The following is a 17,479-nucleotide window of genomic DNA, read 5'->3' as shown; positions in this document are numbered from 1 at the left end:
CAATGTTAGGCGCTAGGCGCGTGCTCTTTCTTTGCTGCGCGCCGCGCTGCATACAGACCGAATCCCACCGCTGCGATCGCCATGCCCCACCATTGAAGCATGTAGCCGTAGTTGCGCTCGACGTCGGTATCCGGCGCCGGCCAGTCGCGCACGAGCTTGTCGCCGTCGTCGCTCAGTTGCTGAATCACGAACGGCTGCAACGGCAATCCGGTCTCCGCGGCGTAGGCCCCCACATCCAGATTCTGCCGGATCAACTGGTGCGCGGCCGAACCGCCCTGCCCGAGTTCGAACGCGCGGGTTGCGTCGGCGCGCGCAATGCCTTCGATCTCGATCTGACCTGCCGGCGTGGCGTACGGTTCGATGGTGGTGCGATTGGCAATGTTGCGCGGCAACCAGCCGCGATTGACCAGCACATAGCCACCATCCGCGAGTTTAAAGGGCATCACGACGTAAAAGCCCGGCTGATCGTTATACGGGCGATTGTCGAGGTAAACCACCTTATCGGCGACGAAACTGCCGCGTGCGCGCACCCGGTGAAACTCGATGTCTTTCAGCGCAACCGGCGCGCTGCTAACGGGCTCGGCCGGCGCGTTTTCGAACTGCGTGATGTGGGCCTGCAGGGCCTCTTTCTGATGCGCGCGATCACGCTGCCAAAAACCCAGCCGCACCGTCACCGCCACGACGATCAGGATCAGCAGTGCCGGCAACCAGCGGATCTTCATCGTGCCGGCCCCAACGCCATACGCGGCGCAACGCACGGTGCGATAATAACCATATTGCCTTTGCGCTCCTGAATTTCAGCTGATTTCATGCACATTCTCGTTCCCATCGCCTTCGCCCTGATCATCGCCAGTATGGCCTCGGCGCTGTACTTCATGATGCACGACAAGGGTAAGACGAAACGCATGGTCTGGTCGCTGGCCACTCGCGTGGGCCTGTCGATCTCGCTGTTCCTCCTCATCCTGTTTGCTCACTGGATGGGCTGGATCCAGCCTACCGGTATTCCTTACGGCCGCTAAGCCACGCGCGTCTGCCAGGCGATCACGCACTGTAGTGGCAGCACCTACGCGGTGGGCGCTCTCGCCGCCGCACGTGTTCTCTGTGCGCTGGTTCTGCTTGATGGCCGCACGTCGCGCTCAATCCACGCAGTCCCCACACATTCCGCGCCCCAGAAGCAAAACGCCGCACTGACAGGGTCGAGGGCGGCGCTGCGTCAGGCTGCATACTACTCGCGGGTTCTACTGCTTGCAGCGAACCCGGCAATTCAGGCGCCTGCTCGTAGCCGGTAACAATGACCGCGCGCAGGCCCGACAAGCTTTACAGCCAGTACACGACGACGTACAGCCCAAGCCACACGACGTCCACAAAGTGCCAGTACCAGGCCGCGCCTTCGAAGGCGAAGTGGTGATCAGCCGTGAAGTGGCCGCGGATCACGCGCACCAGCACCACCGTCAGCATCGTGCCGCCCAGGAACACGTGGAAACCGTGGAACCCGGTCAGCAGGAAGAACGTTGAGCCGTACACGCCCGAAGCCAGCGTCAGGTTCAGTTCGTTGTACGCGTGGTAGTACTCGAAGCCTTGCAGGAACAGGAAGCACAGGCCCAGCAGCACCGTAGCAGCCAGCCACGCAATGGTCTTGTTGCGATGATTCTCACGCAGCGCATGATGGGCCACGGTCAGCGTCGCGCCCGAGGACAACAGCAACGCCGTGTTGATGGTCGGCACCGGCCAGGGTTGCATGGACTTGAAGTGCGACACGAGCGTCGCCGGTCCGATGTTCGGCCACACCGCCGTGAAATCCGGCCAGATCAGCTTGTAGTCGAGGCTGCCCAGTTGATGCATCGCGATTTCACGGGCGTAGAACAGCGCGCCGAAAAATGCGCCGAAGAACATGACTTCGGAGAAGATGAACCAGCTCATGCTCCAGCGGTACGACTTGTCGACGTTCTTGCCGTACATGCCGCCTTCGGATTCGGAGATCGCGTCACCGAACCAGTGCCACAACGTGAAGAGCAGCCACAGCAAGCCAGCGAGTACCGTGATGGGCGCCCAGCTTTCGCCGTTGATCCACGCCGCAAGCGATGACAGCATGACCAGCAGCCCGATGGCCGCGCTGATCGGATGCCGCGACGGATGCGGTACGAAATAGTACGGGCTCTCGTTTTGACCGCTCATTCTTGATTCTCCACTTCAGTCCAGTTGTTCCGCTTGATCCGGTTGGGACCGGCTGTCTCTTCGGCGACGCGTCGATACCGCACCGCTTCACTCTAATCTCGAGGCCGCGTCTGGCCCGTTGCTGCTGCCGCTTTTATCGCGCTTGCTCCGCTTCGCGCCACGCGCCTCAGTGCACCACCGCGCGGACGACGAGAAGCAGAATGGCGGCAAAAATCGCCGCACCGATCAGCGCCGCCGCCACCACGTGAAGCGGATTGAGCTGCGATACGTCCGACTCCAGATCACGCCCCTTACGCACGCCGAAAAACGCCCAGAACACGGCTTTCATCGACTTGCCGAAGCTGCCCTTACGCGCATCAGGGCCAGGGCCAGGGCCACCACCGCTACCGCCGTTGTCACTCATACGTGATGGCCTTCAGGAGAAAAAGCTCCGTTTGACGAAGATACCCACGAAAAACGCGGCGGCTATGGCAAGCATGAGCAAACCGAGCCGCAGATTGCCCGCGCGGATTTCCTCGGGCGTACGTCTTTGTAATGGATTCCGGGTCATGCTGGAGTTTCTCGGTACTTCACCAATAGGGGCGCCGCCTGGCATTGCTATGACTCTGCGGCACTACGCCTTCGCTGCACCCGGTCCAGCTTGCGCCAGGACCGGGATTACCGCTTCGAAATAACGCTTACTCGACCGTCGGCGGGTGTTCGAACGTGTGGAACGGAGCCGGGCTCGGCACGGTCCATTCGAGGCCCGTTGCGCCGTCCCACGGCTTGTCGCCTGCCTTTTCGAGCTCGCCGCCGCCGCGATAAGCCGGCAGTGCGACCGCAAACAGGAAGTACACCTGGGCAAGACCGAAGCCAAACGCACCGATCGTGATGACCTGGTTCCAGTCGGTGAACTGCGCCGGATAGTCGGCGTAACGACGCGGCATGCCTGCGAGACCCACGAAGTGCATCGGCAGGAAGGCGAGGTTAAAGAAAATCATCGACGCCCAGAAGTGGATCTTGCCGCGCGTCTCGTTGTACATCCAGCCGGTCCATTTCGGCGACCAGTAGTACCAGCCGGAGAAGAGACCGAACAGCGACCCCGCCACCAGCACGTAGTGGAAGTGCGCCACCACAAAGTAGGTGCCGTGATACTGGATGTCGAGCGGCGCCATGGCGAGCATCAGGCCTGTCAGACCGCCGAACGTGAACACGAACAGGAAGCCCACCGCGAACAGCATCGGGGTTTCGAACGTGAGCGAACCGCGCCACATCGTGGCCACCCAGTTGAACACCTTCACGCCCGTCGGCACGGCAATCAGCATAGTGGCGTACATGAAGAACAACTGGCCCGTCACCGGCATGCCGGTCGCGAACATGTGGTGCGCCCAGACCATGAACGACAGGATCGCGATCGACGACGTTGCGTACACCATCGAGCTATAGCCGAACAGCGGCTTGCGCGCGAACGCTGGGATCACCTGCGATACGATCCCGAACGCCGGCAAGATCATGATGTACACCTCGGGGTGCCCGAAGAACCAGAAGATATGCTGGTACATGACCGGGTCGCCGCCGCCTGCTGCGTTGAAGAACGACGTGCCGAAGTGGCGGTCGAACAGCAGCATGGTGATGGCGCCGGCCAGAACGGGCATCACTGCGATCAGCAGGTAAGCGGTGATGAGCCACGTCCAGACGAACATCGGCATCTTCATCAGCGTCAGACCCGGCGCGCGCATGTTCAGGATCGTCACCACGATGTTGATCCCGCCCATGATCGACGAGGCGCCCATCAAGTGGACCGCGAAAATCGCGAAGTCCATGCCCGGGCCCATCTGCGTGGAGAGCGGCGCGTACAGCGTCCAGCCAGCAGCCGTTGCACCGCCGGGCGCGAAGAACGAACCCACCAGCAGGACCGCCGCCACCGGCAGCAGCCAGAAGCTGAAGTTGTTCATGCGCGCGAAGGCCATGTCCGATGCGCCGATCTGCAGCGGCACCATCCAGTTCGCGAAGCCCACGAAGGCCGGCATGATCGCGCCGAACACCATGATCAGACCGTGCATCGTGGTCAACTGGTTGAAAAACTCAGGACGCATGATCTGCAGGCCCGGTTCGAACAGTTCGGCACGGATCAACAACGCCATCACGCCCCCGGACAGGAACATGGTGAACGAGAAGATCAGGTACAGCGTACCGATATCCTTGTGGTTCGTGGCATACAGCCAGCGACGCCAGCCATGCGGCGTCCCATGAGCATGGGGGTCACCGTGGACGTGCTCGTGGCCCGCAACTACATCGTGTCCAACGCTAGACATGACAATCTCCTAAAGCTAATTCTGCGGTACTGACCATGAACACGTCAGGCAGCCGGGCTGATCTGAACCCGCCGGGCTTCTTTGGCGTCGCTACCGCCGGTGACCGTTTCCGGTTTCTTCAAAATAATATGGTCTTCGGCAATGCCGGCGGCCTTCAGCGCATCGCGCACGGCTTCCGCACGGCTCTTCGCCAGCTTCGCGTTGACCTCGGCCGAACCCGTCGCGTCAGTAAAGCCTGACAGCGTGAACTTTGCATCCGGATGCGCCTTGGCGTAGTCAGCAGCCGCGCCGACCGCCGCTTTCGCGTCGTCCGGCAGTGTGCTCTTGCCGGTTTCGAAGTAGACATTGGCCGGCAACGCTGCCTGCGGTTGCGACGCCGAGCTGTCCGAACTGCCGGAAGCCGGGGCTGCGCCGCTGGCGTTCGGGGCAGCCGCGGCACCGCTGGCACCACTGGCGTCGGACGCAGCGGCCGCGCCGCTCGCGCCTGCAGCTGCGCCCGCAGCCAGGTGGTCGCCGCCTTCCGGCAGCTTGCCGTTACGTGCATCCGCGACCTGCTTCGGCTGGAGGATGTCACCCGTGTGGTTGCCCCACGAGTTGCGTTCGAACGTGATGACCGAAGCGATTTCGACGTCGTTCAGCGTGGGTGCCCAGGAAGGCATCGCGTTCTTGCCCTTCAGCACGAGGCTCACGTGTTGAGCGATCGGACCGTTGGCAATCTTGCTGCCGTCGAGCGCCGGGAATGCGCCTGCACCCTTGCCAGTGGGCTGATGGCAGACCGCACAGTTCGACGCGTAGACCTTGCCGCCACGTTCCATCAACTCGGCCAAGGTGTAGGTCTTGTTCGGATCGTCAGCGCCGGCGGCCATTTTCTTCTTCTGGTCGTCGACCCACTTCGCGTAGTCGTCAGCCGAGAGTACTTCAACCACGACCGGCATGAACGCGTGTTCCTTGCCGCACAGCTCCGTACAGAAGCCGCGGAAGGTACCGGTCTTGTCAGCCTTGAACCACGTATCGCGCACGAAGCCCGGAATCGCATCCTGCTTCACGCCGAAGGCCGGCACATACCAGGAGTGGACCACGTCGTTGGCGGTGGTGATGATGCGGATCTTCTTGTCGACCGGCACCACGAGCGGGTTGTCGACTTCCTGCAGATACGTATCGGTCTTCGGCATCGTGCCGTCGACCTCGGCACGCGGCGTGGTGAGCGTGGACAGGAAGCTGATGCCTTCGCCCGGACCCTTCACGTAATCGTAACCCCACTTCCACTGATATCCGGTCACCTTGATGGTGACGTCGGCGTTGCTGGTGTCCTTCATCGCCACGACGGTCTTGGTGGCGGGCAGCGCCATCAGCACGACGATAATGAACGGGACGATCGTCCAGATAATTTCGACGGTGGTGCTTTCGTGGAAATGGGAGGCCTTGTGGCCTTTCGACTTGCGGTGAGCAAAGACCGAATAGAACATCACACCGAACACGCCCACGAAGATCACCGTACAGAGGATCAACATGAAGGTGTGCAGGTGATAGAGCTCCTCAGCGATAGCGGTTGCAGGCGGCTGGAGGTTGATCTCGTTGACGGCGGGGCCGCCCGGACTGTCACCCACTGCCAGCGCGGCACCAGCAAAGAGCAGCCCGGTAAGCGCCAGCCCGCCCATCAGGGCTCGCTTGATTGTTTTCATAGCTTCCTTACCCAAAATTTCCATTCAAACCCTCGACCCCGCTGGAAGGCTGCCTCGCGCTCCCCTGAACGGCGCGAGCCTCAGTGCGTCTAACAACGCATGAGCCACATGCGCAATTCGGCTGCAAATTGCGCGCGCCGATACTGCGCGAGGTGCTGCCCGATCATGATCGTCTCGCCACGCGAGACCAGTTTGATGTGGTCACGCGGCGTTGCGCCAGGCTCGATCCGCACCCAACGCGGATTGAATTCGAACTGCGTGACTTGCTCCGCACTCACCCGCTCGATCACGAGCCGGTTCGGAAACAGTCTGATGCGTTCGTAATCCACAGCATGACGCGCGTAAATTGCAAAAGCGATTCCGACTGCAAGCAACTCGATGCCGGTGAACGGCAACACCAGCCAGGCGCCGATCAGATCCAGCATGAAAGCAATAACCAGCGAGACCACCGCAAGCGATAGATAGAAGCATACAAACTGCTTAGGGGACACCGAACAGTTACGCTTCATCGTCCAGTCTTTAAGGACCGGTTCCGACTCCGCCAGCAGATCAGATGACGCCATCGCTGTCTCCTGCGAATTGCCTCTTAACCCTGCCTCTTACCCGTTCGTGCCGCCCTGTCCTGCTGTCCAGCCCCTCGGGCCTGCCGCTCTCGGATGTGGGAACTCCGAGCGACAAACTGACGCATTATAGGCGCGTTCTATGGCATCCACAAGCAACGCCCTATCGGCCTGGAAACCATGCCTGACAAGCCTTTGCGCCGTTTTGACGCATCTTGCAAGGCACTTTTGCCCTCGTAATTTCAGGCATAACAGATGCCCTCTTTACCGCTTCAGCGATTCTTCGACGGACCTCGTCCAATGTCCTCGAGACGCACGATGCCATGTCCTTCGGCGGTCATGCGCGGCACAGCTTTCCAGGCATGTCCGTAGATCACCTCGAACGTCAACGGAATCGTGCCGTCGGCGCCACGGCGTGCTTCCAGAGCCCCCAGTAATGCCTTATGCAGACGCCGTGCGGCCGGGATCGAGGCCTGGTTGGCATCGGCCTCCCGCTGAAACGGGTAAGCACCCCAGCGGCGCACATCTGCCAGCAACGACTGCGGTGACTTGTAGGTGATCGTGATCGTCTCCTGGTCCATCACCGGGATTTCGAAGCCGCTCTCCACCAGCATATCGCCCAGGTCGTGCATGTCGACGAAATCGATCACATGCTTGACCGAAGGCGCACCGTGCGTCGCCTCCACTTCAGCATAGGCGCCGCGCAACTCCTTCAGTGTATCGGGACCTAGCGTGCTGAACATCAGTAGACCTCCTACCTTCAGCACGCGCTGCCATTCCGGAAACACGAGATCGGGCCGCGAGTGCCAGTGCAGGGCGAGATTTGACCAGATGAATTCGAATGCGCCAGCCGTAAAGGGCAACGCCGAGAAGTCGGCCTGCGCAAAGCGCGGGCCGCGGGCGCCCAGCGCCTTGCCGATCGAAGCCGGCAGAAAGCGCCGCCAGCTCGTGTCGCCGACGTCGTGCCTCATGGCACGGGTGAGCATCGCATGCGACAGGTCGGTGCCGAACACGGGCGCCTCGGGAAAGCGCTCGCGCAAGCCGGGCAAGTCGTCGCCCGCGCCACAGCCCGCGTCGAGTACGCTGGCCGGACTCACCTTGATGTATTCAAGCCGCTCGCGCATGCGCTGCGCAATCTCGCGCGGCAGGAACGCAACGTCGTCGAAGGTCGCGGCGCGGCGGTCGAAAATCCGCTGAAGGCGCCGGGAATCATAGGCCGGACGGCTAGATTTTGCGGGTGTTGGAGACATGGGAGCCACACGGACGAAGAGCCCGAAGTATACTCGCTCGCTTCCCTCCCTTCAGCGCAGGAGGCCTTCGCGGGCGGCCCATTGATGCGATTTCCAGCATCCGTTTCCTCACCTTGCAGCCGGTTTGCAGAGTTTGCAACCCGGCTCGGTTCTTCATGGCCGCGCCTTGCTCACGCAGTCCTGCCGAACCTTTGCGCGTTGTGCGGCAATTTGTCGCAGAACACGCTCTGCAGGGGCTGTGACGAGGCTTATGCGAACGAAACGCGCTTGCGTTGCACGGTTTGCGCAGTCGCCCTGTCTGGTTCGCGCCGCGATAGGAGCGCCGGTTATCGCTGTGCGGATTGCGTCGCCACGCCACCGACTTTCGACGCCACCATTGCGCTGGCTGACTACCGCGCGCCGCTCGACACGCTCGCTGTGGACCTGAAGTTTCGCGCCCGGCTGATGCTGGCCGATGAGTTCGCGCAACGGCTCGCTCGCCTCGCGGACGATATGCTGGACGCATCGCACTGGCCCGACGTGATCGCGCCCGTGCCGCTGGCGGCGCGGCGGCTTGTCGAACGCGGCTACAACCAGGCGTGGCAGATTGCGAAGCCGCTCGGCCGCGCGCTACAGGTGCGCAGCGACCCCACCCTGCTCGCGCGCGTGATCGAGACCGCACCGCAGTCGCGGCTCGATCTCGACGCACGCCGCCAGAACGTCGGCCGGGCGTTTCAGGTCGACGCGCCGGTAAACGGCCTGCATGTGGCCATCGTCGACGATGTAATGACCACCGGCGCCACGCTCGAAGCGTTGGCGCATGTGCTGAAGGCGGCCGGCGCCCGGCGCGTGACCAACTTCGTCGCCCTGCGTACGCCGAAAAACTAGTTTCCACTGGCTCACATCATGATTTCCACCGGTTCACATCATGTTTAACGTCGTTCTCGTCGAACCCGAAATTCCGCCGAATACCGGTAACGTCATCCGCCTGTGCGCGAATACGGGCGCGAGCCTGCATCTGATCGAACCGCTCGGCTTCCCGCTCGACGACGCCAAGATGCGGCGTGCAGGGCTCGACTATCACGAGTACGCCCAGATGCATGTGCATGCGGATTGGGCGGCGTTCGTGGCCAAGGAGTCGCCGGATCCGGCGCGGATGTTCGCGTTCACCACGCGAGGCTCGGGCGCATTCCATGCGCATGCATTCTTGCCCGGGGACTGGTTCGTGTTCGGTGCGGAGACGCGCGGCCTGCCTGATAACGTGCTGGGACAGTTCGCCACTGAACAACGCGTGCGGCTGCCGATGCGGCCCGGCAACCGCAGCCTGAATCTGTCGAATACCGTCGCGGTAGTGGTGTTCGAAGCCTGGCGTCAGGCCGGCTTCGAAGGTGGCGCCTGACGGCGCGCAGTCAGCGATGCGGCCCGAGAAAGCGCCCCGCCTCGCGCTGAACGGTTGTTACTCGGCTTTGGCGTCGCGGCGCAGTAGCGCGCTGACGGCATCGCGCGCAGCGACACCATCAAACAGCACCGCGCAGACGGCTTGCGTGATCGGCATGTCGATCGAGTGAGCCTGTGCGATGGCCAGCACGGCTTGCGCACAGCGCACCCCTTCGGCCACGTGACCGAGAGCGCCGAGGATGTCGTCCAACGTGCGACCCGCAGCCAGCTGCAGGCCCACCGTCCGATTGCGCGACAGGTCGCCGGTGGCGGTCAGAATCAGGTCGCCGAGGCCCGTGAGACCGGTAAACGTTTCCGCCCGGCCGCCGAGCGTCACACCGAGGCGCGACATTTCGGCGAGACCGCGGGTAATCAGCGCCGCCCGCGCGTTGAGCCCAAGACCGAGCCCGTCGGCAATACCCGTGGCGATGGCCAGCACGTTCTTCACGGCGCCGCCTACCTCCACGCCGACGAGGTCGTCGCCCGTGTAGATCCGCATCGCGCCATGGTGAAACGCTGCCACGGTTCGCTCGCGGCAAACAGCCGACGCGCTGGCGATAGTCAGCGCCACCGGCAAGCCTTGCCCTACTTCCCGTGCAAAACTGGGGCCCGACAGCACGCCATTGCTAGCGTGACCGGCCAGCTCGGCGGCGACGACCTGATGCGGCAGCAGCTGGGTTTCCGCCTCGAAGCCCTTGCAGAGCCAGACCACGTGAGCCGGCACCTTGCCCGCGTCGCGCATCGCCTGAAACAGTCCGCGCAAGCCCGCCACCGGCGTGGCTACGACGCAAAGCGCGTCGTCCGACAGCCCGTGGCTGAGCGCCTCGCCGAGATCCGCTTCGTAACCAAGCCCTGCCGGCAAAGCAACGCCCGCCAGATAGCGGGCGTTTTCGTGCGAGGCGGCAAGCTCGGCGACCAGCGCCGGCTCGCGCGCCCACAGCACCGTATCGTGCCGCACAGCCAGATGGCCCGCGAGAGCGGTGCCCCATGCACCAGCGCCGAGAACGGCGACTTTCATACCCGGCACCCGTGCAACGCTTAGTGCGTGACGCCGTTCTGCGCCGCGCCGTCTTGCGAGCCGAGTTGCGCGAGACGTTGCTCGTACAGGGCCTGGAAGTTGATTTCGGCGAGGTGGATCGGCGGGAAACCGGCGCGGGTGATCGCGTCGGCGATGTTCGAGCGCAGGTACGGGAACAGGATCGTCGGGCAGGCAATGCCGACCAGCGGATCGATCTGTTCAGCCGGAATGTTGCGGATATCGAAAATACCAGCCTGCTTTGCTTCGATCAGGAATGCCACCTTGTCCGACACCTTGGCCGTCACGGTGCCGGTGACGAGGATTTCGAACACGGTGTCGGCAAGGCGCTCGGCCTTCACGTCGACTTCCACTTCGACCGACGGCATTTCCTGTTCAAGGAAGATGGCCGGCGAATTCGGCTGCTCGAGCGACATGTCCTTCAGGTAGATGCGCTGGATGTTGAAGAACGGCTGGTTATTCTCGTCGGACATGATTGGATAATCCCTGAATATGGTTATTGCGGCCCGCCATGCTTCCATGACGTGCCGGATCGGTGCGATACGCGCCGCCCACCGCGGGCGTCGACGAACCGGCTTGTTTTGGTACTGTTTTGCTTGCTCGCAGCGGCTAGAACAACACTAGCAGCTTCAAGGCCGCTGGCAAGGCAGCCTCAGGCTGCCTCTTCAGCAGGCATGTTCAGGCTGCTTCGAGCAGCGGCGTCAGGCCGCCCGCGCGATCAAGCGCGGAAAGGTCATCATAGCCGCCCACATGCGTCTCGCCGATGAACACCTGAGGAACCGTGCGACGACCCGTGCGGCTCATCATTTCTTCACGCCGGGCCGGGTCTTTGTCGATCAGTACCTTTTCGACGCTCTCGACGCCGCGCGACTTTAAAAGACGTTCGGCCATCTGGCAATACGGGCACACCTGGGTGCTGTACATGATTACCTTGTTCACTTCGCTGCTCCTTGTTTCACAACCGGCATGCCGGCTTGCTGCCAGGCGTTCAGGCCGCCTTCGAGTACGTGGACTTCGGCGTAGCCCGCGTCCTGCACGACGCGTACCGCCTTGTTCGACTGCTGGCCGGTCTGACAGACCAGCAGCACCGGGTTGCTCTTGTTTTTCACGAGCTGGCCGACCTTCGCCTGCAACTCGGCAAATTCAAGATGCCGTGCCGAGGGCAGATGACCGTTCGCGAACTCCGCCGACGGCCGAAGGTCGATGACGACGGCGTTGCGCCGGTTGATCAGCTGGGTGGCAGCGGCTGCTGACAGGCCGCCGCGACCCCGGCGGCTGATCGCCGGCCACAGGAGCAACCCACCCGAGATGAGGACGATCGCGATGAGTACAAGGTTTGTGTAATCGGTGAAAAACTTCACGGAAAATCCGCCGAAAAAGAGAGAAATCGGAAAAATCAGAAAGGGGCAATCCGACCATTATAAAATAACCGCCTGACGCGATGGCGACGGCCCATTCGGGCGTGTCCGCCGCGCTTTACCGCTTCCTTACTACCGACCGGCCATCTTATGTACAAACTCGTTCTCATCCGCCACGGCGAATCGACGTGGAACAAGGAAAACCGCTTCACGGGCTGGGTCGATGTCGACCTGACCGAGCAGGGCAATCGTGAAGCGCACCAGGCTGGCGTGCTGCTGAAGGAATCGGGCTATACGTTCGACATCGCCTACACGTCGGTCCTGAAGCGCGCCGTGCGCACCCTCTGGCACGTGCAAGACCAGATGGACCTGATGTACCTGCCGGTGGTCCATTCGTGGCGCCTCAACGAACGCCACTACGGCGCGCTCTCGGGCCTGAACAAGGCGGAAACCGCTGCCAGGTTCGGCGACGAACAAGTGCTGGTCTGGCGCCGCAGCTACGACACGCCGCCGCCCGCGCTCGACCCGTCGGATGAGCGCACTTCCTACAACGACCCGCGCTACGCCAAAGTGCCGCGCGAACAGTTGCCGTTGACCGAGTGCCTGAAGGATACAGTCGCACGCGTGCTGCCGATCTGGAACGAGTCGATTGCGCCTGCCATCAAGTCCGGCCGCAAGGTGCTGATCGCCGCGCACGGCAATTCGATCCGCGCGCTGGTCAAGTACCTCGACAACATCTCGGACGACGAGATCGTCGGCCTGAACATCCCGAACGGCGTGCCGCTCGTGTACGAACTGGACGAGAACCTGAAGCCCATCAAGCACTATTATCTGGGCGATCAGGAAGCCATCGCCAAGGCCCAGGCCGCGGTTGCCAAGCAAGGCAAGGCAGGCTGAGCGCCCTTGCGCTGCGCACCGGTCGCTCATTTGGGCTCCTGATTGGCTCTGACAGGAGCCTGATCAGGCGCTCCAGGGGCCGAGCGCATTGGCTTCAGAACGCGCAATTCAAAACTGCTGTAAACACGCTGTGCACACCGGTCAATGCCAGCCGGGGTGTGTAGCGCAAGGCGCCATCTGCCGCCATGACGAGCTCCGCCCATCCCGTTACGGGGTTTTTCTTCCATACCACAGGGCAAATCCTCAGAACCTGGCACGCCACACGCTGTCGAACTGCGATTACTATCGCTGTGCACTGCCTGAGCGGGTGTGCAGTTATACTTGTCCGTCCCCATCTCTTTGACGCTGCCACGCGCTTCCGACCGCAACAGACTCTATGCGAAAGAACCTGAAAAATATCGGCCTGATTGCCGCGGGCCTTGCTACCGGCGTTTTTGCAACACTGCAACTTTCCGCCTCGGCCCAGCAACCCGCCAGCAGCGCGGTCGCGCCGCTGCCGCTCGATCAGCTGCGCCTGTTTGCCGAAGTTTTTGGGCAGATCAAGCACGAATATGTCGAACCGGTCGATGACAAGAAGCTCCTCACAGCCGCTATCAAGGGCATGGTGTCGAGCCTCGACCCGCACTCGTCGTATCTCGACAAGACCGATTACGAAGAACTGCAGGAACAAACCAAGGGCCGTTTTGCTGGCCTCGGTATTGAAATCTCGTCGGAAGACGGTCTGATCAAGGTGATCTCGCCGATCGAAGACACGCCAGCGTTTCGCGCCGGCATCCGTCCGGGCGACCTGATCACGCGCATCAACGACAAGCCGGTGCGTGGCATGACGCTCGACCAGGCCGTCAAGCAGATGCGCGGCGACCCGGGCACCAAGGTCACGCTCACGATCTTCCGCAAGACCGATGACCGCACGTTCCCGCTCACGGTCACGCGCGCCATCATCAAGGTGCAGAGCGTGAAGATGAAGATCCTGGCTCCTGGTTATGCGTACATCCGCATCACCAGCTTCCAGGAACGCACGACGCCTGATCTGGCCGAAAAGCTGCAGGAAATCGCGCGCCAGCAGCCGAATCTGAAGGGCCTCATCCTCGACCTGCGTAACAACGGCGGCGGTCTGCTGCAAAGCGCGGTTGGCGTAGCAGGCGCGTTCTTGCCGCCGGATTCGGTGGTGGTGTCGACCAATGGTCAGATTGCGGACTCGAAGCAGGTCTACCGCGACACTTACGATAACTACCGTCTGCCGTCGTTCGACAGCGATCCGCTGAAGGACGAAGCGCCGATCTTCAAGACCGTGCCGATGATCGTGTTGACCAACGCCTACTCGGCGTCGGCGTCGGAAATCGTTGCCGGTGCGCTGCAGGATCAGCATCGCGCGTTGATCGTCGGCAAGACCTCGTTCGGCAAGGGTTCGGTGCAGACGGTGCGTCCGATGACCGCTGACACCGCGCTGCGTCTGACCACGGCGTACTACTACACGCCGAGCGGCCGCTCCATCCAGAACAAGGGCATCCGCCCGGACATCGCAGTGGATCAATACGCTGACGGCGATCCGGACGACGCACTCGTTACGCGCGAAGTCGACTACTCGAACCACCTTGCGAACACACAAGATCCGAACGAGAAGAAGGAACAGGATCAGCGCGAGGCCGACCGCATGGAACAGTTGCGGGTACTTGAAGAGCAGAACGACAAGAAGACGCCTGAACAACGCCAGAAGGACCGCGACCGTAAGCCGGTCGAGTTTGGCTCGGCAGACGACTTCATGCTGCAACAAGGCCTGAACAAGCTGGAAGGCAAGCCGGTGCAGGAATCGAAGTCGCTCTCCGAACGCCGTCTCGCGCAGAACAAGCCGGAGCAATCCGCTTCGGCACCGGTTGCAGTGAAGCCGACCACGCCGGTTCCGGGCATGGGCGCATCGGGCAGCACGCCGGCGTCCGCGCCGGCTCCGGCCTCGCAAAGCAACTAAGTAGCAAGCCTTACCCAAGGGTCTTCGTGGCGCACGCTGCGAAGACCCTTTCCTCAAGCGCGATTAAAATAACCAGAACGAACGCTCGCGCCACAGGCGATGCCTGACCTTGTAGCCGGCGGCCCTGTCTGCCGTCATCGCGCGATTCACTTCTGCGCCCCGCCATGAACGACGATCAACTGCTCCGCTATTCCCGCCATATCCTCGTCGACGAGCTCGGCATCGAGGCTCAACAGCGTTTTCTCGATGCGCACGCGATCGTCGTCGGCGCAGGTGGCCTCGGCTCGCCTGCGGCGATGTATCTGGCCGCAGCCGGCGTCGGCAAGCTCAGCCTGGTCGACGCCGATGCGGTCGACCTCACCAACCTGCAGCGCCAGATCCTGCACGTGACGGCTTCTGTCGGCCGCAGCAAAGTCGAATCCGGCCGCGATACGATTGCGCAGCTCAATCCCGAAGTGGTGGTGGACGCGGTCGCACAGCGTGTGGACGATGCGTGGCTGGACGCGGCCGTGCCGCAGGCAACCGTCGTGCTCGATTGCACCGATAACTTCGCGACGCGGCACGCCATCAACCGCGCTTGCTTTGCGCACCGGGTGCCGCTCGTGTCAGGAGCGGCGCTGCGTTTTGACGGGCAGATCAGCACGTTCGACTTCCGCGACCCCGCCTCGCCCTGCTACGCGTGCGTATTTCCGGAAGATCAGCCGTTCGAGGAAGTGGCCTGCTCGACGATGGGCGTGTTTGCGCCGACCGTGGGGATCATCGGCGCGATGCAGGCAGCCGAAGCACTGCGTGTGATTGCGGGGATCGGCACGCCGCTGGTGGGCCGTTTGATGATGCTCGACTCGCTGCGAATGGAGTGGAATACGATGCGCATCGCACGCCAACCGGATTGCCCGGTGTGCGGCGAGACGCATCGCAGGTAAGCAAGCAGGAAGCCTAAGCAACGTTGGCGCCGCGTGAAAGCGGCGCCGCATACAACTCAAGCCAGCGCCACCCGCTTGAGCGCCGCCTGCACTTCTTCCGGCTCGAAAGACGCCAGCACATCCGCCACCGGCTTCTCCAACGTCTTTACGTGCGAGCGCAGGATCTCCTGCTTCACGACCAGCAACTGGCTCGGATGCATGGAAAACTCGGTGAGTCCCATCCCGAGCAACAGACGCGTGAGCGTCGGATCGCCCGCCATCTCGCCGCATATCGACACCGGCACACCCGCCCGCTTCGCCTCGCGCAGCGTGAAGGCGATCAGGTGCAGCACCGCCGGATGCAGCGGGTCGTACAGATGCGCCACGGCATTGTCCGCACGGTCGATCGCCAGGGTGTACTGGATCAGATCGTTGGTACCGATCGACAGGAAATCGAGCCGCTTCAAAAACAGCGGCAATGCAATCGCCGCCGCAGGAATCTCGATCATCGCGCCGACCTGCACGTTCGGATCGTAGACGAGGCCCGCATCGTCAAGTTGCCGCTTGGCTTCGCGAATCAGGTCGAGCGTCTGATCGATCTCCTGCGCATGCGCGAGCATCGGAATCAGGATCTTCACCGTGCCGAACGCCGACGCCCGCAGGATGGCGCGCAACTGCGTCAGAAACATCTGCGGCTCAGACAGGCTCCAGCGGATCGCCCGCAACCCCAACGCAGGGTTCGCGGCGGTCTCGTAACCGTCGCCGCTGCTCATCGAATCAAGCGGCTTGTCTGCGCCAACGTCGATCGTGCGGATCGTCACCGGCAGCCCGTTCATCAATTCCACGGCCCGCTTGTATGCCTCGAACTGCTCCTCTTCCGCCGGTAGCTTGTCCTTGTGATTCATAAACAGGAATTCAGTGCGGAACAGGCCAATGCCGGTCGCACCCGCATCCACCGCCGCCTTGGCGTCATCGGGCAATTCGATGTTCGCGCACAGCTCGATACGCGTGCCGCACAGCGTCTGCGTAGGTGAGAATTTCAAACGCTGCAGCTTGCGCTGCTCGAGCGCCTTCTCGCTTTGCCGGTACGAATACTCTTCCAGGACGATCGGCGCGGGATCGACGATCACAATGCCGTGGTCGCCGTCGACGATGATCAGGTCATCCTGGCGAATCAACGCGCTCGCGTGCTGCACGCCGACGGCAGCCGGAATGCCGAGGCTGCGCGCCACGATCGCCGTATGAGAGGTACGTCCGCCCAGGTCCGTGACGAAGCCCTGGAACGTCTGCGTCTTGAACTGCATCATGTCGGCGGGCGCGATGTCGTGCGCGACGACGATCATTTCATCGCAGGTACCGTGCACGTTCTGCACGAGGCTGGCCGCCGAAGCGCCGGCCAGCGCCTTCAAGACACGCTCGACGACCTGCTGGATATCGGCTTTGCGCTCGCGCAGATATTCGTCTTCGATGTCGTCGAAGTGGCGCGACAGGCGTTCGAGTTGCTCGGTGAGCGCCCACTCGACGTTATAGCGGCGCGTGCGGATGAGATCGATGGTCTCCTGAACGAGCATCGCATCATTCAGGATCATTGAATGAACGTTGATAAACGCGCCCATCTCGCTCGGCGCGTCAGCCGCGAGATCTTCGCGCAATGCGTCAAGCTCCTGATGCACGAGTTGCTGGGCCGAGCGGAAACGCTCGACCTCCCCCTCGATCTGGGCAGGTTCGATCAGATAGTGGTCGACGTCGAGTGCAGCCGGGGCGATCAGATAGGCCCGCCCGATGGCAATACCGCGTGACACGGGAATTCCATGCAGCGTGAAGGACACGCGCACCTCCTCTAGTTGTGTAATGCCGCGGTAGACCGCTGCAATGCTCTCAGACCTTGCACGTCATTATAAATTCCGCAGCCGCTCAACGCCCGCTTTAACAGTGTGCAGCGC

19 protein-coding genes are annotated in these 17,479 nt (G+C 62.3%); 6 read left to right on the top strand and 13 right to left on the bottom strand.

What is annotated here, in order from left to right; translation table 11 throughout:
- Positions 1–5: 5 nt before the first annotated feature.
- The gene (locus tag P3T40_RS28750) at positions 6–722 is read right to left on the bottom strand and encodes an SURF1 family protein (RefSeq protein ID WP_429271101.1); all 717 of its coding nucleotides are present in this window, start codon (positions 720–722) and stop codon (positions 6–8) included.
- A gap of 87 nt (positions 723–809) precedes the next feature.
- On the opposite strand from P3T40_RS28750, the gene P3T40_RS28745 reads away from it, so the two are divergent.
- Positions 810–1,019 carry a twin transmembrane helix small protein gene (locus P3T40_RS28745; protein ID WP_429271100.1) on the top strand — a complete coding sequence of 70 codons (210 nt, stop codon included), beginning with the start codon at positions 810–812 and terminating at the stop codon, positions 1,017–1,019.
- Between the two features lie 298 nt (positions 1,020–1,317).
- Here the strand turns inward: P3T40_RS28745 and P3T40_RS28740 are convergent, their stop codons facing one another.
- The 7 genes from P3T40_RS28740 to P3T40_RS28710 form a co-directional block, all read right to left on the bottom strand.
- Positions 1,318–2,175: a cytochrome c oxidase subunit 3 gene (locus P3T40_RS28740; RefSeq protein WP_429271099.1), complete on the bottom strand. Its 858-nt coding sequence runs from the start codon at positions 2,173–2,175 to the stop codon at positions 1,318–1,320.
- A gap of 166 nt (positions 2,176–2,341) precedes the next feature.
- Positions 2,342–2,578, bottom strand: a complete 237-nt coding sequence (locus P3T40_RS28735; protein WP_429271098.1) for a DUF2970 domain-containing protein — start codon at positions 2,576–2,578, stop codon at positions 2,342–2,344.
- 12 nt (positions 2,579–2,590) lie between these two features.
- Positions 2,591–2,725 carry a cytochrome oxidase small assembly protein gene (locus P3T40_RS28730; RefSeq protein ID WP_216352739.1) on the bottom strand — a complete coding sequence of 45 codons (135 nt, stop codon included), beginning with the start codon at positions 2,723–2,725 and terminating at the stop codon, positions 2,591–2,593.
- Between the two features lie 127 nt (positions 2,726–2,852).
- Positions 2,853–4,469 carry a cytochrome c oxidase subunit I gene (ctaD, locus tag P3T40_RS28725; RefSeq protein ID WP_429271097.1) on the bottom strand — a complete coding sequence of 539 codons (1,617 nt, stop codon included), beginning with the start codon at positions 4,467–4,469 and terminating at the stop codon, positions 2,853–2,855.
- A 44-nt stretch (positions 4,470–4,513) separates the two neighbouring features.
- Positions 4,514–6,175: a cytochrome c oxidase subunit II gene (gene coxB / locus P3T40_RS28720; protein ID WP_429271096.1), complete on the bottom strand. Its 1,662-nt coding sequence runs from the start codon at positions 6,173–6,175 to the stop codon at positions 4,514–4,516.
- A gap of 65 nt (positions 6,176–6,240) precedes the next feature.
- Positions 6,241–6,714, bottom strand: a complete 474-nt coding sequence (locus P3T40_RS28715) for a DUF2244 domain-containing protein (protein WP_429271095.1) — start codon at positions 6,712–6,714, stop codon at positions 6,241–6,243.
- 269 nt (positions 6,715–6,983) lie between these two features.
- On the bottom strand, positions 6,984–7,961 hold the full coding sequence (locus P3T40_RS28710; protein ID WP_429271094.1) for a methyltransferase domain-containing protein: 978 nt from the start codon (positions 7,959–7,961) through the stop codon (positions 6,984–6,986).
- A gap of 84 nt (positions 7,962–8,045) precedes the next feature.
- Between P3T40_RS28710 and P3T40_RS28705 the strand changes: the two genes are divergently transcribed.
- Both P3T40_RS28705 and trmL read left to right on the top strand, forming a co-directional pair.
- On the top strand, positions 8,046–8,828 hold the full coding sequence (locus P3T40_RS28705; protein WP_429271093.1) for a ComF family protein: 783 nt from the start codon (positions 8,046–8,048) through the stop codon (positions 8,826–8,828).
- Positions 8,829–8,868: 40 nt separating this feature from the next.
- Positions 8,869–9,339, top strand: a complete 471-nt coding sequence (trmL, locus tag P3T40_RS28700) for a tRNA (uridine(34)/cytosine(34)/5-carboxymethylaminomethyluridine(34)-2'-O)-methyltransferase TrmL (protein ID WP_429271092.1) — start codon at positions 8,869–8,871, stop codon at positions 9,337–9,339.
- 57 nt (positions 9,340–9,396) lie between these two features.
- Here trmL and P3T40_RS28695 read toward each other — a convergent pair whose 3' ends face one another.
- The 4 genes from P3T40_RS28695 to P3T40_RS28680 form a co-directional block, all read right to left on the bottom strand.
- Complete coding sequence (locus P3T40_RS28695) at positions 9,397–10,395, bottom strand: NAD(P)H-dependent glycerol-3-phosphate dehydrogenase (RefSeq protein ID WP_429271091.1); 999 nt, start codon at positions 10,393–10,395, stop codon at positions 9,397–9,399.
- Positions 10,396–10,415: 20 nt separating this feature from the next.
- Positions 10,416–10,886, bottom strand: coding sequence for a protein-export chaperone SecB (gene secB / locus P3T40_RS28690; RefSeq protein ID WP_074300905.1), 471 nt, complete (start codon positions 10,884–10,886; stop codon positions 10,416–10,418).
- A 205-nt stretch (positions 10,887–11,091) separates the two neighbouring features.
- A complete protein-coding gene (grxC, locus tag P3T40_RS28685; RefSeq protein ID WP_429271090.1) occupies positions 11,092–11,352 on the bottom strand; it encodes a glutaredoxin 3 in 261 nt (86 codons plus the stop codon).
- Complete coding sequence (locus tag P3T40_RS28680; RefSeq protein WP_429271089.1) at positions 11,349–11,774, bottom strand: rhodanese-like domain-containing protein; 426 nt, start codon at positions 11,772–11,774, stop codon at positions 11,349–11,351. The genes grxC and P3T40_RS28680 overlap by 4 nt, the downstream gene beginning before the upstream one ends.
- Positions 11,775–11,921: 147 nt before the next feature.
- On the opposite strand from P3T40_RS28680, the gene gpmA reads away from it, so the two are divergent.
- From gpmA to P3T40_RS28665, 3 genes are all read left to right on the top strand, one after another.
- The gene (gene gpmA, locus P3T40_RS28675) at positions 11,922–12,668 is read left to right on the top strand and encodes a 2,3-diphosphoglycerate-dependent phosphoglycerate mutase (protein ID WP_429271088.1); all 747 of its coding nucleotides are present in this window, start codon (positions 11,922–11,924) and stop codon (positions 12,666–12,668) included.
- A gap of 376 nt (positions 12,669–13,044) precedes the next feature.
- Positions 13,045–14,634 carry a S41 family peptidase gene (locus P3T40_RS28670; protein WP_429271087.1) on the top strand — a complete coding sequence of 530 codons (1,590 nt, stop codon included), beginning with the start codon at positions 13,045–13,047 and terminating at the stop codon, positions 14,632–14,634.
- Positions 14,635–14,798: 164 nt separating this feature from the next.
- Complete coding sequence (locus P3T40_RS28665; protein WP_429271086.1) at positions 14,799–15,557, top strand: HesA/MoeB/ThiF family protein; 759 nt, start codon at positions 14,799–14,801, stop codon at positions 15,555–15,557.
- 56 nt (positions 15,558–15,613) lie between these two features.
- Here P3T40_RS28665 and ptsP read toward each other — a convergent pair whose 3' ends face one another.
- On the bottom strand, positions 15,614–17,365 hold the full coding sequence (gene ptsP, locus P3T40_RS28660) for a phosphoenolpyruvate--protein phosphotransferase (RefSeq protein WP_429271085.1): 1,752 nt from the start codon (positions 17,363–17,365) through the stop codon (positions 15,614–15,616).
- Between the last annotated feature and the right edge of the window lie 114 nt (positions 17,366–17,479).

Source organism: Paraburkholderia sp. EB58 (assembly GCF_050436665.1).
Classification (GTDB): Bacteria; Pseudomonadota; Gammaproteobacteria; order Burkholderiales; family Burkholderiaceae; genus Paraburkholderia.
Note: the sequence above shows the minus strand (reverse complement) of the source record. Positions and strands in the feature narration are given on the sequence as shown.